Annotated in this window: 15 protein-coding genes; 4 read left to right on the top strand and 11 right to left on the bottom strand. The window is 44.3% G+C overall.

Annotated elements, in window-relative coordinates; translation table 11 throughout:
• Window positions 1-107 precede the first annotated feature (107 nt).
• Window positions 108-1,340 (top strand): 8-amino-7-oxononanoate synthase, encoded by a 1,233-nt coding sequence (locus tag PSBA01_RS06240; protein WP_186475350.1) that lies wholly within the window; start codon window positions 108-110, stop codon window positions 1,338-1,340.
• 50 nt (window positions 1,341-1,390) lie between these two features.
• A complete protein-coding gene (locus PSBA01_RS06235; protein ID WP_186475349.1) occupies window positions 1,391-2,239 on the top strand; it encodes a methyltransferase domain-containing protein in 849 nt (282 codons plus the stop codon).
• Between the two features lie 127 nt (window positions 2,240-2,366).
• Here PSBA01_RS06235 and dnaK read toward each other — a convergent pair whose 3' ends face one another.
• Together dnaK and grpE are read right to left on the bottom strand one after the other, a co-directional pair.
• Window positions 2,367-4,307 (bottom strand): molecular chaperone DnaK, encoded by a 1,941-nt coding sequence (dnaK, locus tag PSBA01_RS06230; RefSeq protein WP_071002680.1) that lies wholly within the window; start codon window positions 4,305-4,307, stop codon window positions 2,367-2,369.
• Between the two features lie 183 nt (window positions 4,308-4,490).
• Window positions 4,491-5,090 carry a nucleotide exchange factor GrpE gene (gene grpE, locus PSBA01_RS06225; RefSeq protein ID WP_186475348.1) on the bottom strand — a complete coding sequence of 200 codons (600 nt, stop codon included), beginning with the start codon at window positions 5,088-5,090 and terminating at the stop codon, window positions 4,491-4,493.
• Window positions 5,091-5,539: 449 nt separating this feature from the next.
• Here grpE and PSBA01_RS06220 point away from each other — a divergent pair, with 449 nt between their 5' ends.
• Window positions 5,540-6,934 (top strand): alpha/beta hydrolase, encoded by a 1,395-nt coding sequence (locus PSBA01_RS06220; protein ID WP_186475347.1) that lies wholly within the window; start codon window positions 5,540-5,542, stop codon window positions 6,932-6,934.
• A gap of 17 nt (window positions 6,935-6,951) precedes the next feature.
• Here PSBA01_RS06220 and PSBA01_RS06215 read toward each other — a convergent pair whose 3' ends face one another.
• The 9 genes from PSBA01_RS06215 to PSBA01_RS06175 form a co-directional block, all read right to left on the bottom strand.
• A complete protein-coding gene (locus PSBA01_RS06215; RefSeq protein WP_186475346.1) occupies window positions 6,952-8,088 on the bottom strand; it encodes a metallophosphoesterase in 1,137 nt (378 codons plus the stop codon).
• 87 nt (window positions 8,089-8,175) lie between these two features.
• Entirely contained in the window at window positions 8,176-9,147 is a 972-nt protein-coding gene (locus PSBA01_RS06210; RefSeq protein WP_186475345.1) for an epimerase, read from the bottom strand.
• 327 nt (window positions 9,148-9,474) lie between these two features.
• Entirely contained in the window at window positions 9,475-10,104 is a 630-nt protein-coding gene (locus PSBA01_RS06205; protein ID WP_071002675.1) for an L-threonylcarbamoyladenylate synthase, read from the bottom strand.
• A 123-nt stretch (window positions 10,105-10,227) separates the two neighbouring features.
• Window positions 10,228-11,481, bottom strand: coding sequence for a DNA-processing protein DprA (gene dprA, locus PSBA01_RS06200; RefSeq protein WP_186475463.1), 1,254 nt, complete (start codon window positions 11,479-11,481; stop codon window positions 10,228-10,230).
• Between the two features lie 57 nt (window positions 11,482-11,538).
• Window positions 11,539-12,648 carry a LysM peptidoglycan-binding domain-containing protein gene (locus PSBA01_RS06195; protein ID WP_186475462.1) on the bottom strand — a complete coding sequence of 370 codons (1,110 nt, stop codon included), beginning with the start codon at window positions 12,646-12,648 and terminating at the stop codon, window positions 11,539-11,541.
• Between the two features lie 324 nt (window positions 12,649-12,972).
• Window positions 12,973-14,394: a threonine synthase gene (thrC, locus tag PSBA01_RS06190; RefSeq protein ID WP_186475344.1), complete on the bottom strand. Its 1,422-nt coding sequence runs from the start codon at window positions 14,392-14,394 to the stop codon at window positions 12,973-12,975.
• A gap of 46 nt (window positions 14,395-14,440) precedes the next feature.
• Window positions 14,441-16,039, bottom strand: a complete 1,599-nt coding sequence (locus tag PSBA01_RS06185; protein ID WP_186475343.1) for a transcription antitermination factor NusB — start codon at window positions 16,037-16,039, stop codon at window positions 14,441-14,443.
• An 80-nt stretch (window positions 16,040-16,119) separates the two neighbouring features.
• On the bottom strand, window positions 16,120-17,208 hold the full coding sequence (fmt, locus tag PSBA01_RS06180) for a methionyl-tRNA formyltransferase (protein ID WP_071002671.1): 1,089 nt from the start codon (window positions 17,206-17,208) through the stop codon (window positions 16,120-16,122).
• 182 nt (window positions 17,209-17,390) lie between these two features.
• Complete coding sequence (locus tag PSBA01_RS06175; protein WP_025643743.1) at window positions 17,391-18,317, bottom strand: IS30 family transposase; 927 nt, start codon at window positions 18,315-18,317, stop codon at window positions 17,391-17,393.
• A gap of 265 nt (window positions 18,318-18,582) precedes the next feature.
• Between PSBA01_RS06175 and PSBA01_RS06170 the strand changes: the two genes are divergently transcribed.
• Window positions 18,583-21,447: a response regulator gene (locus tag PSBA01_RS06170; RefSeq protein ID WP_186475342.1), complete on the top strand. Its 2,865-nt coding sequence runs from the start codon at window positions 18,583-18,585 to the stop codon at window positions 21,445-21,447.
• The last annotated feature ends 38 nt before the right edge of the window (window positions 21,448-21,485 follow it).

Below are 21,485 nucleotides of genomic sequence, written 5' to 3'. Positions count from 1 at the left end.
AAAGGCTGATATATGAAACTTTTTGTTACACATCCCGTTTTTGTGCAATAATCCCTACTCATTGTGTTCCGCATATACTGACGAATAAAGAAAAAGGACGGCTCTGCATGTCAGCTTTTATCGACGCGCAGCTACAAACTGCGCTCTTACAACTCAAAGACAAACAGCAGTATCGCAAATTACCAGATATCGAACACCACGGACGGTATGTAATCGCTGATGACCATACCCTATTAAATATTGCTAGCAACGATTATCTAGGTTTGGGCAGTGATGCTGAGTTGCAGCGTGAGTTTTTTGAATTTATTCAGCAATCAATGGACTGTTTGCCCAAAATGAGCGCAACATCATCGCGTCTATTAACTGGCAATGATACACAGCTACAGGCGTTAGAGTATGAGCTACAAGCATGGTATGAAACCGCAGCTGGAATAAATCAAACCGCGACGAAATCTGCGTTGGTATTAAATAGTGGCTACCACGCCAATATCGGGATCTTACCTGCATTGACTGCACTACCAGTAAAGACGGTTATTTTGGCAGACAAGCTGGTACATGCCAGTATGATTGATGGTATTAAACTCAGCGAAAGCAAACGCTGTCTGTATCGCCGCTATCGACACAATGATTATGCGCATTTGGCTACTATGCTCGCGCAGGTTGAGGAGGATGTGGAGCGTATCATCATCGTCACCGAAAGTATTTTTAGCATGGACGGGGATCGTGCTGATCTACCCGCTTTAGTTAAGCTAAAAGCCACTGACAGTCGTATTGAGCTGTATGTCGATGAAGCCCATGCCGTCGGTGTCCTTGGCGCGCAAGGATTAGGGTTAGCCGAAGAAACAGATACGCTCACTGAGATGGACTACCTAGTGGGTACGTTTGGTAAAGCGTTTGCCTCGGTTGGCGCTTATATTCTATGTGATGAGGTGGTGAAATCATGGCTCATCAATCAGATGCGTCCGCTGATTTTTAGTACCGCGTTGCCACCAATCAATCATGCTTGGACACGGTTTATTTTGGCAAAAATGCCACAGCTACAGACGCGGCGACAGCATTTGGCGCAGATTTCATTACAACTGAGCCAAGCCATTAGCCCTGAATATCGCGTGGCATCGGCAGCAAAAGATCCTATTTACGAGTCACCCATTGTGCCTTATATTTTAGGTGATAATGCTCGTACGATGACAAAGGCAAAACAACTCCAAGACGCTGGATTTTATGCGCTGCCTATCAGGCCACCGACCGTTCCTACTAATACGTCACGTATTCGCTTGGTACTAAACGCAGCCATTACCCATGCTGAGTGCGAGCGCCTAATCATGCAATTATCCATATGACGGCAGCAGTTTTTGATGCTCATTATAAACTTTTATGCGAAAGAACGATTATGGAACACCATCCTGCTATCTCTAAGCTCAGTGCCCGCAAGCAGACCATTGCGCGGAATTTTTCTCAAGCCAGTCAGTACGATAAACATGCTTATATTCAGCAGCAGGTTTGTCAGCACTTATTAATGGCTATCGATAATACCAATCAAGACAGTGTGCTTGAGGTCGGTGCAGGCACGGGACAACTAACGCAGCTACTAGCAAAACATGTACAAAGTGAGCGATGGTCTATCAACGAGTTATGTGAGCAACAAGCCGCGCGTTTACAGGAATTGTTGCCACAAGCACAAATCCTTATTGGCGATGCGGAAACCATGGATTTAGGCGGTGAGCATAGCTTAGTCATCAGTGCCAATGCGATTCAGTGGTTCGATAACCCACTGCATTTCATTGCACAGTCAGCCTCACGGCTAAAACCTAATGGACAATTATTACTAAGCACCTTTACCCCAGATAATTTCTTGCAAATAAAAACCCTAACAGGGCAAGGTCTGCACTACCCAGATATTAGTGAATGGCAATCAGCGCTAGATCAAGCAGGATTTCAACACATTAAGCTATCAGTGCAGCGCTTTGACGTACCGTTTGCCAAACCTTATGATGTGCTCAAGCATATGAAGATGACAGGTGTATCGACCAATCAAATAGATAGCAATCAAACCTGTGGCAAGCAAACGCAAACGATTGGTAAGCAAACGTCTAACACACAACCTTTTGTCTGGACCAAAACCCGCTTGCAAGCATTCGAGCGCGATTATTGGCAGCAATTTTCGGGCATAGATGAGGACGGTCAACCTTGCGTGTATCTGACTTATGACGTACTAATCGTTGATGCGCATTTACCATAATGGCACGCTTGAAAATATATACTTAAATATCAGGCATAAAAAAACGCATCTCGAAAGATGCGTTTTTTTGATCTAGCTAATTTAATCTAATTAACGATTAAATCAGCCTTGAACATCAAGTAATTGCTTACTTTTTGTCTTCGTCTACTTCAGTAAACTCAGCATCAACGACATCGTCATCCGCTTGGTTGCTACCAGTAGCGTCAGCACCTTGTTGGAACTGGCTTGGATCCATACCCTCGCTACCTGCGCCGCTGTCAGCATAAATCTTCTGGCTAACTGGCAAGAATGCATTGTCTAGCGCTTCAAGCTTGGCTTTGATTTCGTCATGGTCATCTTCTTTCGCCGCCGCTTCAAGCTCAGTGATCGCAGACTCTACTGTTGATTTTTCTTCATCAGTGACTTTATCTTCTGCTTCTTTCAGCGCTTTTTGTACGGCATGGATACGACCATCTGCTTCGTTACGAACTTGCGCTAAGTTAGCGAACTTCTCATCTTCAGCAGCATTAGCCTCTGCATCACGTACCATTTGCTCGACTTCTTCGTCCGACAAGCCAGAATCCGCCTTGATCTGGATGCTTTGTGCTTTACCAGTACCTTTATCGGTTGCTGAGATGTTCATGATACCATCAGCGTTGATGTCAAAAGACACTTCGATTTGTGGTAAGCCACGTGGTGCTGGTGGGATATCCGTCAAGTCAAAACGACCAAGCAGTTTGTTTTGGTTGGCGATTTTACGCTCACCTTGATATACCTGAATCGTTACTGCTGGCTGGTTGTCTTCAGCGGTTGAGAATACCTGTGATTTCTTGGTAGGAATCATGGTGTTTTTCTCGATAACTGGCGTCATAACACCGCCCATCGTTTCGATACCTAGCGTCAATGGCGTTACATCAAGTAGCAATACGTCAGTTTTATCACCAGACAATACCGCACCTTGGATTGCCGCACCAGCTGCCACAGCTTCATCAGGGTTCACGTCTTTACGTGGCTCTTGACCAAAGAACTCTTGTACTTTTTGTTGTACAAGTGGCATACGAGTCTGACCACCAACCAAGATTACATCGTTGATATCGCCAATTTTTAGGCCAGCATCTTCAAGGGCAGTTTTACAAGGGTCCATGGTGCGCTGTACTAGATCTTCGGTTAGGCTTTCAAGCTTAGAGCGGCTGATAGTGATGACCAAGTGCTTAGGACCACTGCTGTCAGCAGTAATATAAGGCAAGTTCACTTCAGTGCTTTGTGCACTTGATAGCTCAATCTTCGCTTTTTCAGCTGCTTCTTTTAGACGTTGCATCGCAAGAGAGTCACCTTTTAGGTTAACGTCTTGCTCTTTTTTGAACTCATCTACCAAATAATCGATCAACGCTGAGTCAAAGTCCTCACCACCTAGGAACGTATCACCGTTGGTCGCTAGTACTTCAAACTGTTGCTCGCCGTCTACATCTGCAATCTCAATGATTGAGATATCAAAAGTACCACCGCCCAAGTCATATACAGCAACGGTGCTATCGCCTTGCTTTTTGTCCATACCGTAAGCAAGTGCCGCAGCAGTTGGCTCGTTGATGATACGTTTTACATCAAGACCTGCAATTTTACCCGCATCTTTGGTTGCTTGACGCTGTGAGTCATTGAAGTAAGCAGGTACGGTTACAACTGCCTCAGTCACGCTCTCACCAAGATAGTCTTCTGCTGTTTTTTTCATTTTTTTCAAGATTTCAGCAGAAACCTGTGGTGGCGCAAGCTTTTTACCGTTGATTTCTACCCACGCATCGCCGTTGTCTGCTTTAGCGATTTTGTAAGGTACCATGCCGATATCTTTTTGCACGACTTTGTCATCAAAACGACGACCGATCAAACGCTTAATCGCAAACAAAGTGTTGCTTGGATTGGTGACCGCTTGACGCTTAGCTGACTGACCAACCAATGTTTCGTCATCTTTATAAGCGACGATTGATGGTGTGGTACGCGTACCTTCAGCATTTTCAATGACTTTAACCTTGTCACCTTCCATTACTGCTACACACGAGTTAGTCGTACCTAAATCAATACCAATTACTTTACCCATAATCAATTGCTCCTAATTTATTTTTAACTATAAATACTTATTTATCCAGACCGTAGTCGGTCACTTGTTGCTATATATCGGTTTGCTTGTTGTATTTTTCAAGGCGATAATCAAGCAAAAACAGTCTTTCATGTGATTTTTTGTGAAAAACCTTCATATTAGTAGGGTTTAGCCCCAAAAATATTATTGACCAACACGTACCATGGCTGGACGTAGTAGACGACCGTTTAAGCTATAGCCTTTTTGTAGGACTGTACCGACGGTGTCAGCTTCTGCTTCTGGATCGATACCCACTGCTTCATGGAAATCAGCGTTGAATTTCTCACCTTCTGGATCGACCACTTCTACGCCGTGACGTGTAAGTACAGAGACCAATGCTTTGTGAGTTAATTGCACCCCTTCAGCGACTGGGTCATTCGCGTCTGCGTTTTCGATAGCGCGCTCTAAGTTATCGACGATATCGAGTAGCTCTTTTGCAAATTTCTGTAGTGCAAATTTTTTGCTCTTATCCGCTTCTTGCTCGGCGCGCTTTTGTGCGTTGTAAGCTTCGGCGTTGGCGCGAGCAGTGCTTTCTTTGGCTTGCTTCACTTCACCTTCTAACTCAGCGATACGCGCTTTGAACGTATCAAGATCGATCTCGTTTTCGATAGTGGCTTCTTCACCTGAGTTGTTCTGTGGATCAAACTCGTTCATGGTTTCTTCTAAGATGCTGTCTTTGTGATCAACATTGTCATGTGCCACTGTTTGATCAAAGTTTTCTTGGTTGGTATTTTGCTCGCTCATGATATCTCCTTGGAATGTCAATAATAATTGAGATAAGACACAATAAATCAGCCAATCGCTGGCTGTATCATGCCTTTATCAGATACTTAACGGTTATCACTCATTTTTTTTATTAATATGCTCTAATAGCTGCTTGATAAAGGTAGTAAGTATAAATTTCAAGCCTAAAGTAAAGGAATTTTTCGCATTTACGACAAATATGGTTAGATCTTTCTTTAAAACAAGTACTCAGCATTTCTGGGCTGTGTCAACTGGTCTCAATATACGTTAACAAAACGTACAAAAAACCGTCAATTACTCTAAATAGGTTACCGTTGCTACCCACGCCATTACCAAATAACACCCTGCTTTACGCACTACTGCCTTATTATTGCTACAAATATTATTCCTTATCTTAAAGTGTACGCTGATGTAACAGTAAACACCCAAAAACAGTTATGAGAGATATTATGTCTAATTCAACAGTATCATCAATCAATACCTTATTGAACAAAACATTGATGGCGCTGCATTTGGCGTCGAACGGTGAGATGGTTGGTGAAGTGAAAGACAACGGTGTACAAAAAAAGCGTTTGAGCGTGAAAGAAAAAATGCTCAGTTATAACCCAATGGCACATTGCCAACCACACACTCTGCACTATGCGATGAAAGGTCTTGGCTATCTACCAACACCAGTATTAGAAGGTTTGATTGGTTACTTAAAAGGGCCTCACTCAAAACAATATCTGCACGCCAATGCTCATTTGCGCCTGATCCTTGCGGTGAATAGTCATCTTAAGACGCCATTAGAGCTGACGCCCATGCATGAACTCCGTGAAAGGTTTGCTGCGGATGCGGTGGCGATGCAAGCACCAAGCGTATGGCACCAAGCAGGTGGCAGTATGCTAAGTAACATCAAACCTTTTATCAAAAAGGGTGAAACACCTGTCAATTGGGAAGATAAAACCATAGCCAACGCGGATGATGGCGATATGACCATTCGCTGCTATCAGGCAGGTACCAAAAGTATTGGCGCTAAAAAAAGACGTGCTCATAACACTGACCAAACAGCCATGTTGTTTTTTCATGGTGGTGGGTTTTGTATCGGTAATGTCGATACACATCACGAGTTCTGTCACGCAGTCTGTGAGCAGACTGGTTGGCCTGTGGTCAGTGTGGATTATCGCTTGGCTCCTGAGTGTCCTGCACCCGCTGCGTTAAAAGACTGTATCACCGCTTATGCTTGGTTGGCTGAGCATTGCCATACCTTAGGTGCCTTACCGTCACGCATCGTTCTTGCAGGCGATAGCGCAGGTGGTGGCCTTTCTACCTTGATTGCACAGCAACTCACCGCACCAAACGAAAACGCTTGGTTAGATTTAGGCGCAGATGGTCAGAAAATGTTTGATCTATTAAAGAAGCTACCTGCGCCGCTAGCACAGATGCCTTTGTATCCTGTGACTGATATCGAGACAGATTATCCGAGTTGGGAGCTGTATGGTGAAGGCCTGCTATTGGATCACGCTGATGTGGCAGTATTTGATGCCGCTTGTCTTGATAATAGTCCATTGCCACGCATACATATACTCAATTCGCCAATGCTTGGTGATAATAGCAAAGTATGTCCCACCTATATCGTCGCCGCTGAACTCGATGTATTGCGTGATGAGGCATTTGCTTATGCCAAGCAGCTAAAGAGTTATAAAGTCCCTGTTGAGACCCATACTGTGCTGGGCGCACCGCACGGCTTTATTCATTTTATGAGCGTGCATCAAGGACTTGGGCAGGAAACAAAAAATATTATTCATGGTTTTGGCGGCTTCGTCCGTGATGTTATTAGTACAAAATCGCGGCTCGTGGCATAGCGGTTAGCTGGAAATAGCTATTTATTAGTATGACCAGAAACGGTAATTAACCAAATCTCTGAGCGTGAGCCCAATCGAAACGGAATACCCCAAAAGCCATAACCCGAGGACACCACAAAATGTCCTCTGCCAATGGCCTCATACCCATAGCCTAATCGGTTGATGGCGCTCACGATAAAGTTGGCAGGGAATACTTGTCCATTGTGAGTGTGTCCTGATACCTGTAGATCGATTGGTAACTGGCTGTGCTCATCAATATCGCTTGGTCTATGATCCAGCAGTATCACTGGCTGTGAAGTATCAACGTTCGCGAGCAGGTCAGTTGTCGCGACACGCTGGCGTTTATGATTATCAAAACGTCCAACCAGCCATATAGGCTGACCCTCATGTTCGATACCAAACACGTCATCATTTAATAAATGTACGCCTGCATCGACTAACGCTTGGCTGATTGGCTGTTCGTGCCCATACAAATCATGATTACCCAATGTTGCATAGACGCCGTATGGCAGGCTGCTGCATAGCTCAGCTAAGTTTTTTGCCATATTATAGCTATTAAATGCGTCTGTATTGTCATCCATGATATCGCCTGGCATCAGTAGCATATCAGCCTGCGAGTCAATCATTAGACGGTTCAACCTATCTATCGCCGCTACGCCAAATAGTCGTCCTAGATGCAGGTCACTCGCGACCGCAATGCGCAGTGGTTTAGCGAGCGGTTTGTTGATACTAATGGACAGCTTACGTACGACTGGCACATAAGCACTATACAATGCGAAACCGAACAACCCTAAGAATATCACCAATGCAAGCGCTCGTAGGCCAATAAAAATCATATTAGATTCATATGACGAGGCGCCTAAGAGAGATGTTACTAGCCAGTATCCACCATAGAATAGGCTTATCAGCAATGCCGTGAGCAGCATAAAATGCATAACCAACATCCAACCGCTAACCCAGCGGTAGCTATTGGCAAATACTCTTTTGACACTTAATATCAACAATCCATTAGTAATAATAAATATAGCAGACCATATAGCGATCTGAAGCGTTGGCGTGATCCAAGGCTGTAACCACCACTGTAAGCTTAAAGCAGCGCCCGCACTAAACAGCTGCAAGAGCAAAAAAATGATGATGAAAAATGCGTAACGCATGGATTGCCCTTAGACAGAAATACAATCTAGTGAATATTTAATATAAGCCGACCTTCTTATGTTTCACATGAAACAATCATGATGTAACTACTTTTGATCCTCTAATGCCTGTTTGAGTGTCACGTGCTTGAATGCGTAACCTGCATCTGATAGCGCTTGTGGCAGCACCTTTTGACCATCTATTAGTAGCGTCGACATCTCACCAAACATGAGCTTGAGTAAAAACTCTGGCAAGGTAAAAAGTGTCGGCCGATGTAACCATGAGCCAAGCGTTTTAGTAAAAGTATGGTTACTCACAGGATTGGGCGCCGTGAGATTATAGACAAAGGCTGGCGTATCATTTCTTGTCTCTATGATATTATCGTTATTTGAAACTCTTTGTTTATGGCCAAATTGACTAGCAAGATGCTGCTCAATAATAAAAATCGCCGCCCCCACCCAATCGTCACGGCTAATCCAGCTCATGATTTGCTGACCATCAGCCAACTGCCCGCCAACGCCAAACTTAAATGGCAGTAGTAATTTGGCAACCATACCACCTTCAGGATGTATCACAACGCCTGTTCGTACAATAGCGACAGGGACATTGTAATCAGTCGCTTTGAGCGCCAAGCTCTCCCACTCCTCACATAAGCGATGGGCAAAGTCTGTCTCAAAACTGCTGTGTTCAGTCAATGGCTTATCACCTTGCGTGCCGTACCAACCGATTGCTGAGCCGCTTATTAGTAGTTTTGGCTTTGTTGCAGTACGTTCGATGAAGCTTAATATCGATTGAGTAGGCTTAATACGACTGGCTATTAATTGCTCTTTGCGCTCATCGCTCCAACGCGCGTCAGCAATACCTGCGCCAGCTAAGTTCATTATGACATCAAAGCTCATATCAGACTTTTTAAGCTCGTCATAAGTCATCATATTAATGTCAACAGGATGAGCTTGATTGCTATCTCTGGTCAGCCAAGTAATCATCACCTCTTTACCTTGTGTGCGATACCGTTCGATTAACTCTTGGCTAAATGCACTACCCAAAAACCCTGAGCCACCACTAATTAAAACCTTCATAGCCTACTCCCTATGTGTATCAAATATCGCAGCGATGACCTATTGCTGAAAGATTCATCGTTCAATAAAAATCAGCTCCTTTTAACTATCGTCTACTTTTTTGTCGTTTTTATCAAAATGACTTTTACATACTTTTAGTAAAGCAACGGGAACTAAGGAAGCGGGTTTAGCGATAGCTAGAGCTGAGACGGTATATTTTGCTATGGCTACAGAACGATAACCATAGTAATCTTCAGCTAGTGAAATATGGTTTATCGATGGCGACAGCACAAAAAAGACAGTACAAAAGACTAGGCTATAATGGTATGAAAGTTCGTTTATTGCCTACTAACGAATGACTGAGCCTGTCGTTGCATCACGGATTTGGCTGGGTAAGATATAACCTAGAGTATCAGCCTGAAAATAGCCAATCTGCTCACCGAAATAACCATAGGCAGTGTCAAAGGTGCTAGCAGGCGCTTGACCTGATGGGTTGCAGCTAGTCGAAACAATGAAGCCAAATGGGTTATTTTCGCTGACCATCTGTTGGCACAGTTCTCGTATGATAGGATGGGCGATGACCCTGACTGCAATGGTCTGATGCTCACCCATTATCCATGAGGGCATCGTGGTCGAAAGTGTCTGAGGAATGGGTAATAACCAAGTATGCGCTTGGCGATTGTGTAGCTCGCTGTCATTAACATCTGACTGCCAGCTATCGATAATTTGCTGGCGCTGGGCATTATTTAAAGACGCTAGTAGAGGTGACAAACGCTCTACGCTATCGGTAATGACGATCATGCCTTTGGCTTGCGGACGTTGTTTAATATCCAAGATACGCTGCACAGCGGCTTTGTTATAAGGGTCGCAACCAATACCCCAAACGCTTTCTGTTGGGTATGCAAGTAGCTTTGCTTCTTTAAGCCAGTTTGCAGCTTGTGTGGCAGAGTCAGTGATAAAAGGTATAGATTGGCTCATAGCTTACATGATTCATGCTGGAATAGAGACACTAATAATAGCACAAGAGACAGTCTGACTAAGGTAGCGATATTTAGAACCCATTCTACTTATTCTTATGTGGCAGGTAGGAGTATCGATACGCTATACACGTAAATAGCGTCCGCCTTGCACACTGATAACGCCCATTAGTTCAAGTTCCATCAGCTGTCCAATGAGCTGTGGCGCGGATAGTTTGGTTGCGATAATCAGCGCATCTAAATCCTGTCCGTGCCAGTCAAGACGCTCATAAATGTCGGTCAAATGCTCAGGTACAATAACCTCACTACGGCTAGATTTTATATTAGAAGATTTTTGCTCACTATGCGCGGTAAGCGAGCGTTTGTCTATATTTGACACAGCGAAGAAATGGCGAATGTCCGACTGAGACTTATCAGAGCGCATCGTTGCCTCCTTTTGTATATACGATCGACGATCATAATCGAGTTGACCATTGACGTCCTCTAACACCTGCTGAGGATGATAAATCAGCGTTGCGCCTTCACGTATCAGATGATGACAACCCTCGGCATTGCTATTATCAATATGACTTGGAATGGCAAAGACTTGTTTGCCTTGCTCAGAGGTTAAACGGGCGGTAATGAGCGAGCCACTTTTGATCGTCGCTTCAGTCACAATCGTGGCTAGACTCAGCCCAGCAACCAGACGGTTACGGCGCGGAAAGGTATGTTTGTGCGGCTGAGTATGCGGTAGTAGCTCACTAATAATGCAGCCACCTTGCTCGATGATTTGAGCAAATAACTGGTCACGATGATTGGGATAATTCACATCAATCCCTGTCCCCATCACGCCGATAGTACGACCTTGATAGTCAAGATCAGTCTGCGCCAAAGCTCCTAGATGAGCCCGTTTGTCCACGCCTATTGCCAGACCACTGGTGATGACATACCCTGCCTGTGCCAGATATTGCGCCATATCGAACGTGATTTTTTGGGCATGGGCTGTTGGTTTTCGGCTGCCCACGATAGCAATTTGAGCCTGATGCAGACGCGCGCTATTTCCTCGAAAGAACAATAATGGCGGCGGATCATAAATATGAAGAAGCTGAGCAGGATAGTCGGGCTGACCGGCAAACAATAAACCATAGCGACCTTCTGTAAGTGCTTGCTGGATCTTATCAATAGCAGCACGTGTTTGCTCTGGCTGTTCATGGCGTTTGAGATGGGTATGATGAAGTCCTAACTGCTTCCAAGCGCCTACTGTAGCCTGCCAAGCAAGCTGCGCATCACCATAAGTCGTTATGAGCTTATGATAAGCAGACAATGATGCATTCACCTCATACCATAGCGCCAATATGGCGCGCTGATCATCGGATAAAGAAGAGGTGACTGCGGTCATTGTCATCTGTCTCGTTTGGGCAAACTTAGTAAAATCGCTTCACAAAGCCTTATGTGCTTATAGATAAGGGGGTGGCAATAGTTGGTCGCCAACATTGAGTGGTAGTTCAGAGTCAAGTACGTAAGCATAGCTGATGTTGTCAAAGGTATTAAACACCATCACCATACCGCTTGGCTCATTTGGCAAGCGTACCGGCATGTCATTATCTCTTACGTCCCTGACCAGCGGGCCTTTTTGATAAACGGTCAGTACATCACCTGGTTTGGCACCATGCAAGCCGCCTAAATTGATCGCTACCACGCTGCCTTTAGCGGCAGAGCTGATTGAGTCCATCACCCGCACAATCATACCACCACGACTGACGCTGGCAGGCGTTGGATAAAAGACAGGTGGGATAGCGTTGTCTAGCTCGACAAACACGCGATCGCCTTCACGTACTTCTTTGTCGTAACTGTCAGTAAGCTGTAAGCTGGTAATACCATTCGTTTCTGTCGATGTGACAAGACCAGTCGCGACTTGTGTGACTTCTAGGCCGATAACCTCTTGAGTTTTGGGATCCACATATAGGTCACCCTCACGGTATACCCCGTAGCGCTGACCCACGATAAGCGGGACGCCTTTGGCATAGACTTTATCCCCGCTTGCGGTGATTAGATTGCGATTTTTGGACGCCAAAATATACGGTGTGGTATTGAAATCTTCTGGATCTACAATGAGGGTTTTATCCAGCCAATGCTGAATAGCAGACCATGGTACAGGCGGGATACTATTAGCAGTCGAGGTGATCGCGACGGTGCTGGCAACCACATTACCTGTTAGCTGCTTTTCAATACCTGCACAGCCCTCACCAGTATCAACCCCTACCAAAGTCTTGCCCTGAATGACACACAAAATAAGAATATCATCAGGATAAATAAGGTTTGGATTTTTGATTTGCTTGTTGGTGGCCCAAATCTCTTTCCAGCGCCACGGACTGTCGAGGTAGCGACCTGAGATATCCCATAGCGTATCGCCTTTTTTAACGATATAGCGATTGGGGGCATCTGCTTTTATGGTAGGTGGTGGATTATTGGCGTGGGCTGTGGTCATCAACATGGCACTGCTAAATGTCGTAACTAATAATCCTTTTGCCAGTGCTTTTGCTGTCTTTTTTAAGCTCATCTTCATCGTTATATCCACAATAGGCACCACTGTTTCGGTCACAATAAACCACACTCGTTTTTTACCAAATCTATATTTTATTTTATAAAAATAACTTATATTATCAGTAGTTTATAGGTGATTTCATCATAACAACGATAGGGCAGCTGTTCAGTATAATTGGCTAGAAATATTCCAAAAAAAGCGTCTAACAACATAATGACTCACCGACGCTGTTTCTAATACTACAATTATCTATACCATAACACAATCATAAACACTTTATTACAATGGTGTAACTTTTATACAAACGCTTCTATCTATAGAAGATGAACTCAAAACGTTTATCGCTTATGCTGGATTTGGTTCAACATGCTGACGAATTTGCTCAGCGACCAATGCCGCGTCATTGTCCAAGACTATGACATGTTGTGGCAGGCTTTCTAACCCTTCGGTATGTGCTGGACGCTCGATGTCGATTTGCCCTACTGCTTCAATAATAGTGTCAGCAAATTTAACAGGCAATGCGGTCTCTGCACAGATAATGACTTCGCCTGCACGCTGTAGCTCTTTGGCAACCTTTATCCCATCAGCTGTATGTGGATCGACAAGTTCGCCATGCTGTTCATACAATGCTTTGATCGTGTTTAAGCGATCGCTATGGGTTGATTTGCCAGCAGCAAAGCCATAACGCGTATTGACCGCCTCCATCAAATCAGACAAGTCAAACCCTTGACCTGATTTTACACCGTCAAATAACTCATGAACGCGCGCGCTGTCTTTATCCAGCAACAAGTAAACAAAACGTTCAAAGTTTGAGGCTTTTGAGATATCCATCGATGGACTTGAGGTTACGTAGGTTTTTTCAGTGGGACGTGGCTGATACGTACCTTGATTGAAGAAGTCATTGAGGACATCGTTTTCGTTGGTGGCGACGATCAAACGCTCAACGGGCAAGCCCATTTCACGAGCGATGTGACCGGCACAAATATTACCAAAATTACCTGAAGGCACGCTAAAGCTGACTTTTTCATCATTGCTTGTCGTCACCGCAAAATACGCTTTAAAGTAATAAACGATCTGCGCGAGGATGCGTCCCCAGTTGATAGAGTTGACCGTGCCCAAGTCGTACTGAGCTTTAAAGTCAGCATCTTGTTGCAGCGCTTTGACAATGTCTTGGCAATCATCAAACATACCGTCGATGGCGATATTATGAATATTATCGTCGGTCAAGCTGTACATTTGTGCGCGCTGAAACTCACTCATTTTGCCATGTGGTGACAGCATAAAGACTTCGACGTTTTCTTTACCGCGCAGGGCATACTCAGCTGCACTACCCGTGTCGCCACTGGTCGCGCCAATAATGGTAATACGCGCCCCTTTTCTTTTGAGGACATATTCAAAGGCATTGCCCAAGAACTGCATGGCCACGTCTTTAAACGCCAGCGTTGGGCCGTTGGATAATCCTAAAATGTATAAGTTGTCTTCGAGCTTGCGGACAGGAACAATGTCATCAGAGCCAAATATATCAGCCGTATAAGTGCGATCAATAATGTCTTTTAGATCCGCATAAGGAATGTCTGTAGCAAAGCGCTGCATAATCGCAAGTGCCAGCTCTGGATAGCTCAGCGTACGCCACTCATCAAGGACAGCGTTATCAACGGTCGGGTAATGCTCAGGCAGCATCAAGCCACCATCTGGCGCAAGGCCCATTAATAGCACATCACTAAAGTCCATTGGTGCTGTCTGACCACGAGTACTGATATATTTCATTAGATTGTCCTGTCTACAATAATGTTATTCAATAGTTAAAAGCGGTTTATTCAGCAGTCTTTTGCAATAACGCATAATAAAAACCATCGCCACTCTCGCTATCGATTGGCAAGCACTGGCGACCAATCGTTTGCGCGATACCCCAATTGCAAGCCTCGGTAAACTCAATCACTACCGCATCATTATGATGAGTGATAAAGTCCTGCATTTGCTCGACGTTTTCTTGCTTTAAGATAGAGCACGTGACATACAGCAAATAACCGCCAGCTTTCAATTGTGGCCATAGGTTATGCAAAATATCGGCTTGCAGCAAGGCGGTTTGCTCGATGTCTTCTTCGGTACGCAAAATACTAATATCAGGATGACGGCGAATCACGCCCGTTGCGGTACAAGGAGAATCCAATAATATTGCATCGAATACTGGCTCATTTGTCGCAGCTTTTTTATTTTTGCCATGCTGCCATCTGGTGGCATCAGCGCAGACAACGTTAAGGGCGATATTTTTTTCAGCTTGCTCTAAGTCTTGCTGTTTTAGATTGAGACGCTGTAGATTGTCATAAATACGCTCAATACGCGGTGCTTCATTATCGATAGCGGTCAGCTTGAGTTTAGAAGCTAAAGGCTTTGCTTCCGCATCATCTTGTTTCACGTGAAACAACGATGAAGAGTCACTTGAGCTGAGTAACTCCAACCAGTGGGCAAGCTTGCCACCAGGCGCCGCGCAAGCATCTAAAATATGTATCTCGTTATTGGTATTTTCCGTATCAGATTTTTCAGCGTTGAGCTTTGCCATTAACGCTTTATTGATGATAGGTGCCGCAAGCTGAGCATGCATATCTTGCACGCTGGCAATGCCTTCGGAAAAATGAGGCAAAGCATTAACAGCGGTAGTCTGATGCAGTCTTAAGCCTTTGGTCGATAGTATTGTAGTAGTCTCTGACGAGTTTGCTACGTTAAAACCAGTCGTTAGCTCAACGATATCTGCATCAATTTCTGCGCCATACAGCGACTGTTGATAATCCTCTACTGAAGTAACTGCAGAGTTGACTCGCAAAAACATCGGTGCCACTTGGCGTAAGCCTTGGGTCAGCGCATCGTACTGCTCACTCCAATCTTGCTTAAGCTGATAGGCAAGCCAATTCGGTAAGCTGTGTTTTTTATCGCACTTTTTACGAAATTTACTCGGGTTCTTAGCGACTTTGCGCAAAATAGCGTTGATTAAACCAGTTGCATGGGCAAACTCAATCTCTTTTGCCGCTTCAACCGTTTCATGAATCGCGGCATGATCTGCCACTTCCAAATACAGTAACTGCACCAAACCCACTTGAATCGTGGTACGAACTTCTACTTCGTCAATGGGGTTGTCCGCGAGCGTGTCGAGCAATCGTGCAAGGGCATGCCATTGGCGCAGTGTCGTGAGCAATAACGCATGCGCAAAACCTTTATCACCATCGTGCAGACTGTTTAATAATGGGTCAAGCACGCTTGAGAGCGAATGACCATTTTGAATAGCAAGCAAGGTACGAATCACGCGAACGCGAACGCTGCCATTCATGATTAGATTGCTTGATGGCTTGAGCTTGTTGCTTCTAGGTGCATTGTTTCTAGGTGCATTGTTTTTAGACGCGCTATTGGTTTGTCTCATGAAGTTGTGTTTCCTTGACGTCTGATCGATCGCGTCTTGTGCTAGTAGGGTTAAATGTCATTAACGCTATTTAGATGAAGCTATTTTGATTCTGCTGTGAATTGATCACCGTCGTTTAGCTGATTACCATGACAAAGCTGTTCCGCGGTCATCGGCTTACCACCAGCAAACTGTAATTTAGTTATCGCCAATGTGTTGCTGAGTTGTACGTCATGAGCGGCATTATCGTTTGCTTGTTCAGCCTCTTGACCACAAGCGACTAAGATGGCTTTGCGTCCCACACTCACGACTGTACCCGCAGGCTTATCTGTTTTTTGTGTGGTATTGATGGGTAGTGCAGCGAGTATTTTGACGCGTTGCCCATTTAGAAAGGTATAAGCGCCTGGCCACGGTGTCAACCCACGAATTTGGCGCTCGATGGTAGCAGCGGGCTTTGTCCAGTCAACCTCGCCTTCGGTTTTTACGAGCTTTTCGGCATAGTTTGCCTGACTGTCATCTTGGGCAACGGCCTGTGCTTGGTAATGTGATAACTCTTTTAATACTGTAGCGATAGCCGTCGCCCCAAGCGCTGCCATCTTATCATGTAGGCTCGCTGCCGTCTCATCAGGCTCTATACTAGCGCTCACCTTATAGAGCATATCACCAGTATCAAGCCCTTTATCCATCTGCATGATGGTGATACCTGTCTCATCATCACCTGCTAATAATGCACGATGAATAGGTGCGGCACCGCGCCAACGTGGCAACAATGAGGCATGAATATTTAGACAACCATGCGTGGGTGTGGTCAATACACCAATAGGCAAAATCAAACCGTAGGCGGCGACAATCATAAGATCTGGCTGATACGTACGCAACGTCTGTCGTGCTGCCATGCCCTCTGTGCTGGATTTTTTGAAGGTGACTGGCTGCTCTACCGCAATATCGTTCGCTAATGCCACTTCTTTGACAGCAGAGGCTGATAGCTTTTGGCCGCGTCCTGCCTTGCGATCTGGCTGGGTATATACTGCGACAATATTGATATTGAGGGCGTCTTGCTGGCGAATGAGCGCTTCTAGACTAATGGCAGCAAACTCAGGCGTGCCTGCAAATACTACCCTTAGTCGCTCGGTAGATAGTTTATTATTGTTTATAGATGTATTAGACAGATCAAAAGTGGCAGTAGTCATAGTCTTGCATTATATAAGGTTAATTTGCCCATTATAGGTGAGTTTACGATGTTGTGCCATAATTGTGGTAGTCTCAATCCAGTATGACTAATGACGATTTTTGCCTTTATAATATAAAAAGTGTCATTGCTCTAGTTATCGACCTTTTTATAGAATCTTAGATTAACACACCAAGTGCAACGCTAATTAATATTATAGAACGCCTGCATAGGCGTTTTAAACCCTAATCGTTTTCTTGGTCTGTTGTTTAGTTTGTTCTCAATGTCCTGTATTTCATTATCAGAGACTTGTCTAAAGTCACAACCCTTAGGCAAGTACTCTCTGATAAGGCCATTGGTATTCTCGTTGGTTCCTCGCTGCCATGACGCATAAGCATCGGCAAAGAAGAAAGGGCTAAAGAGCTTTTGTTTCACCTTCTTATGCTGAGCAAACTCTTTACCATTGTCAGAGGTAATGGTCTTAACCTGCAACCTCACTGGCGCTAAGAGTTCTATCATTGCCTCTGATACTTGCTGTGCTGTTTTATGACCCACACGCTTCATCTTCAGCAGCCCCGTTTTACGTTCAACGAGCGTGACAATCGCTTGCTTGTGATGCTGACCGATAACGGTATCCGCTTCCCAATCTCCAATACGTGAGCGTTCTTCAACAATACAAGGGCGCTCATGAATCGAGACTCTGTCATTGATACGGCCTCGAGTCTCAGCGGTTAGACGCTGCCGGTATGGTTTTCCTTTACGTCTGAGACACTGCCACAATGTACCGCCCTGCCTCTTATCACGCCAAATATAGCGATAAATGCTCATATGACTGATACCAGCATGAACGCCAGATATTTGCTCAGGACTCCAGTTCTCTTTAAGCTTGTCTGTCACCCATGCCCAGAGGTCAGTCACAATAGTTGTGGCGTTGTTAGCCCGTCTGTCACAAGCCTTGTTATTAGCATGCTTTGCTCGGTAACCTCGTAGGCTTTTATTACGCCTAAGCTCTCTTGATATGGTACTGGGACTTCTGTTTAACACCCTCGCTATAAAATTAATACTATGTTTTGCCCCTTTAAGGGCATAAATCTGGTATCGTTCACCTAGGCTTAGATGTGTATAGCTCATGGTTGCAATCTCACTTTGGTCGGTGGATAAAAACTTTGATGCTAGCGCATCTAGGTCTTTTTTTCACCTTGCATTTGGTATTGCACTTCATGTGTTAATCTAAGAATAAAAATACTTCTTCAGCAATACTCTATAAATAACACACTATTATTCTGCTATAGATAATAAAAAGGTATCAGTACCAAGGTTTTGAATAAATCAATTACTATAACAAACGATGATGATTTCACTATATGTTTTTGTGTCGATATAGGGCCATGCTCTCATGCAACAGTTTAAGTCCTTACAGCGATTATTGATCTTCTATGCATCGACCTTGCTGGTCATGCTATTGCTGTACTATGTCACGTTTTTTGATGGGTTGAGACATCATAGCGAACAACACAGTATAGATACTTTTCATGCATTACAGTACAGTATTACTGAGCATGCCGCGCCTATCGATGTAGAAATAGAAAAAATCCTAAAACAGCCTGCTTTTGACCATATCAGTTATCAGCTTATTTTGATGATGCCATCTGGGCAAACCTATATCCATCGTAAGACTCGACCTAATGAATCAGCTTTTACGACAGTAACGTTTCCAACAGTCAATGCCGCCACTTTTTCTAAGGACAATCAAAGTGCTTATACAGTCAGTAGTAGTGCTTTAACAGGAACGATAAAGCTCGAAAGTGGTCATCAGGTTTATATTGTGTTGCGCTATGAGCCTTTGACTGTCGAATGGACCTCGTACCGTTATTGGCTACCATTAACGGTGGCTTTGATACTATTTTTTATTGCTTTATTTTACATGCTCCACCGTCGAACCAACTGGGAGCAGCTAATAGCTTACACTGATAATTTGAGTGTTCATGCAAAAGAGTCTTATACGCCGCCGCCCTTTTTACAAGAAAAGTCCACCACTGAGTTTTTGCTGCTAGGTCATGCACTGAGCCGTGTCAGTTATCGGCTACACAACGACTATCGACGTATCAAAACATTAAATCATCGTTTGGAGCGCTTGGTTGATCAGGCACCACTGCCAATGCTGATGAGCTTACGTCATGGTCAGATTAGTTTCTATAATCAACGCTTTGAAACAATATTTACACCCTCTACCAAAAACGGACACAGGCATATAATCACTGATTTCGTCATGGGCAAAGACGAGGCTACTCAGCACATACTTCAAACGCTAGCTGGTTTACAAGTCTCGCGTACATTGACCGTCTACGGAATACAAAACAAACAAAACTACCAGTTGCATGCCACTCCATGGTTCGGTGAGCATGGACAAGTTCATGGTTTTACGGTAATGCTTAATGATATCAATGAGCTGGTTAATCAGAACGAGCAGTTGCAACAGCAAAATAAACAGCTACAGCAAAAGGTTGATGAGTTCAATAAACTTAGGTTTGTCATCGGTCATAAGTTGCGCATACCGCTAGAAGCTATGATCGATATCCTTGAGCCAATCGATCCGAACACGTTGAATGCAAGACAAAACATAACATTAGATACTTTGATTACCACCAGTCAGAACATGCTCACCGCACTCAACGAGACGCTACATATAGGAAATATCGAGGTTAGAAAAACTCGCCTTAATATTGAGCCCGTCGATATTTATAAGCTTGGTCAGGAAGTTAATGAGCTAATCATAAATGATACGAGGCAAAGAGGGCTTGAGCTGATTTACTTTTTTGCCCCAGACTGTCCGCGCTCTATTGGTACTGATGACGTGCGTCTCCGGCAGATTTTGCTGAATCTACTGCATAATGCCGTAAAATTCACCCCCTCCGGACATGTCGCACTTATTATAGAACAAACTGACTACGAGCAAATGTCAGAGGCTAACAAAGAGACCTTACAGTCTATCAATAAAAACCTTACCGCAGATGCAGTGAGTTGCTGGGTGCGCTTTAGTGTGCAGGACACTGGTATCGGTATCACATCTGCCAAACAGCATCAGCTCTTGTCGTACTTAAATAAACCCCATAGCCAAGATATCAACCCAGTAGCGCAAAATGCTATCGATACAGGGTTGGGACTAAAAAACGTCAATAGCTTTGCGCGATTACTAGGCGGCTTTATAGAACTAACCAGTACCGTGAATGAAGGTAGCATGTTCAACCTTTATTTGCCTTGCCGACGCCCAAACTATCAGTCGGTATATCATCCTAGTCAGCACCTAAATCATATTTGCCTAATCGCGATCGTCCACCAGCCGCTTGTCGCGCAACATTTACAGCGGCTTTGTGAGCACTTAGCGATATCTAGCACTATTTATACTGCTGTAGACCTAGCGACTATAGAGCAATTAACAGAACGCCTAAGTCAAGATCAGCAAAGCTTGGCACCCATACTTCTACTAGATTATGAGTACTATGATACCAGCGCGATCTTAGTTGGTAATAAGCCCGATACTGACAGCTCAGCGAAATATCAAAACTCATTATCACAAGAGCAGGCTGACCTCACAAAACCCCATTTAACGCACAGCAATCACATAGTCACTAGCATCGATAGACGGCAGGCATTAAATAGCCTACTCGCTAATACATCCTTACCTAAAATACTATTTAGTATGAAACCTGAGCGCCGTATACCCTCTATGTTACTCGATCAATGCGATGGCTTTTTGGCAAAACCTTTAGATAGTGCGCTATTACTGTCTGAAATCCTGCGCTTGACAATGCCAGCTAGAAAAAAGCTAACACAAACACAAGATATTAAAGAGAACATTAGCGAGACAACTGCTCAAGAAGAAAGTTCGCAGCCATTATCACCCCTTATCTTAGTGGTGGAAGATAGCCCAACCAATCAAAAAATAGCCTGCAAAATGCTAAGTAAACTTGGCTATCGCAGTATCGTTGCAGAAGATGGTCAGCAAGCGCTTGATATATTAGCCAGCCAGCGTGAAGAGATCTCCCTCATTTTGATGGACTGCCGGATGCCAGTCATGGACGGTCTACAAGCTACTCAGGCAATCCGCGCACAAGACGACGATATACCTATTGTCGCACTAACGGCGAATAATACAGAAGAGGATCGCAAGGCGTGCATGCAAGTGGGAATGGATGAGTTTTTATCCAAGCCTATCCGTAAAGAGGATCTAGAAACCGTTCTACAAAGCTTTATACCCTAAACGTTAATAACAAAATCACCCTCTCAACATTATAGTTG

This window comes from Psychrobacter sp. KCTC 72983 (genome assembly GCF_014280455.1).
GTDB classification, from domain to species: Bacteria; Pseudomonadota; Gammaproteobacteria; order Pseudomonadales; family Moraxellaceae; genus Psychrobacter; species Psychrobacter pacificensis.
Note: the sequence above shows the minus strand (reverse complement) of the source record. Positions and strands in the feature narration are given on the sequence as shown.

Excerpts from the sequence above, each read along its gene's own strand:
- PSBA01_RS06210 (WP_186475345.1), bottom strand. The coding sequence starts at position 9,147 with ATGAAGGTTTTAATTAGTGGTGGCTCAGGGTTTTTGGGTAGTGCATTT.
- PSBA01_RS06185 (WP_186475343.1), bottom strand. The coding sequence starts at position 16,039 with ATGAGACAAACCAATAGCGCGTCTAAAAACAATGCACCTAGAAACAAT.
- PSBA01_RS06205 (WP_071002675.1), bottom strand. The coding sequence starts at position 10,104 with ATGAGCCAATCTATACCTTTTATCACTGACTCTGCCACACAAGCTGCA.
- PSBA01_RS06235 (WP_186475349.1), top strand. The coding sequence starts at position 1,391 with ATGGAACACCATCCTGCTATCTCTAAGCTCAGTGCCCGCAAGCAGACC.
- dnaK (WP_071002680.1), bottom strand. The coding sequence starts at position 4,307 with ATGGGTAAAGTAATTGGTATTGATTTAGGTACGACTAACTCGTGTGTA.
- grpE (WP_186475348.1), bottom strand. The coding sequence starts at position 5,090 with ATGAGCGAGCAAAATACCAACCAAGAAAACTTTGATCAAACAGTGGCA.
- fmt (WP_071002671.1), bottom strand. The coding sequence starts at position 17,208 with ATGACTACTGCCACTTTTGATCTGTCTAATACATCTATAAACAATAAT.
- thrC (WP_186475344.1), bottom strand. The coding sequence starts at position 14,394 with ATGAAATATATCAGTACTCGTGGTCAGACAGCACCAATGGACTTTAGT.
- PSBA01_RS06215 (WP_186475346.1), bottom strand. The coding sequence starts at position 8,088 with ATGCGTTACGCATTTTTCATCATCATTTTTTTGCTCTTGCAGCTGTTT.
- PSBA01_RS06240 (WP_186475350.1), top strand. The coding sequence starts at position 108 with ATGTCAGCTTTTATCGACGCGCAGCTACAAACTGCGCTCTTACAACTC.
- PSBA01_RS06220 (WP_186475347.1), top strand. The coding sequence starts at position 5,540 with ATGTCTAATTCAACAGTATCATCAATCAATACCTTATTGAACAAAACA.
- PSBA01_RS06170 (WP_186475342.1), top strand. The coding sequence starts at position 18,583 with ATGCAACAGTTTAAGTCCTTACAGCGATTATTGATCTTCTATGCATCG.
- dprA (WP_186475463.1), bottom strand. The coding sequence starts at position 11,481 with ATGACCGCAGTCACCTCTTCTTTATCCGATGATCAGCGCGCCATATTG.
- PSBA01_RS06195 (WP_186475462.1), bottom strand. The coding sequence starts at position 12,648 with ATGAAGATGAGCTTAAAAAAGACAGCAAAAGCACTGGCAAAAGGATTA.
- PSBA01_RS06175 (WP_025643743.1), bottom strand. The coding sequence starts at position 18,317 with ATGAGCTATACACATCTAAGCCTAGGTGAACGATACCAGATTTATGCC.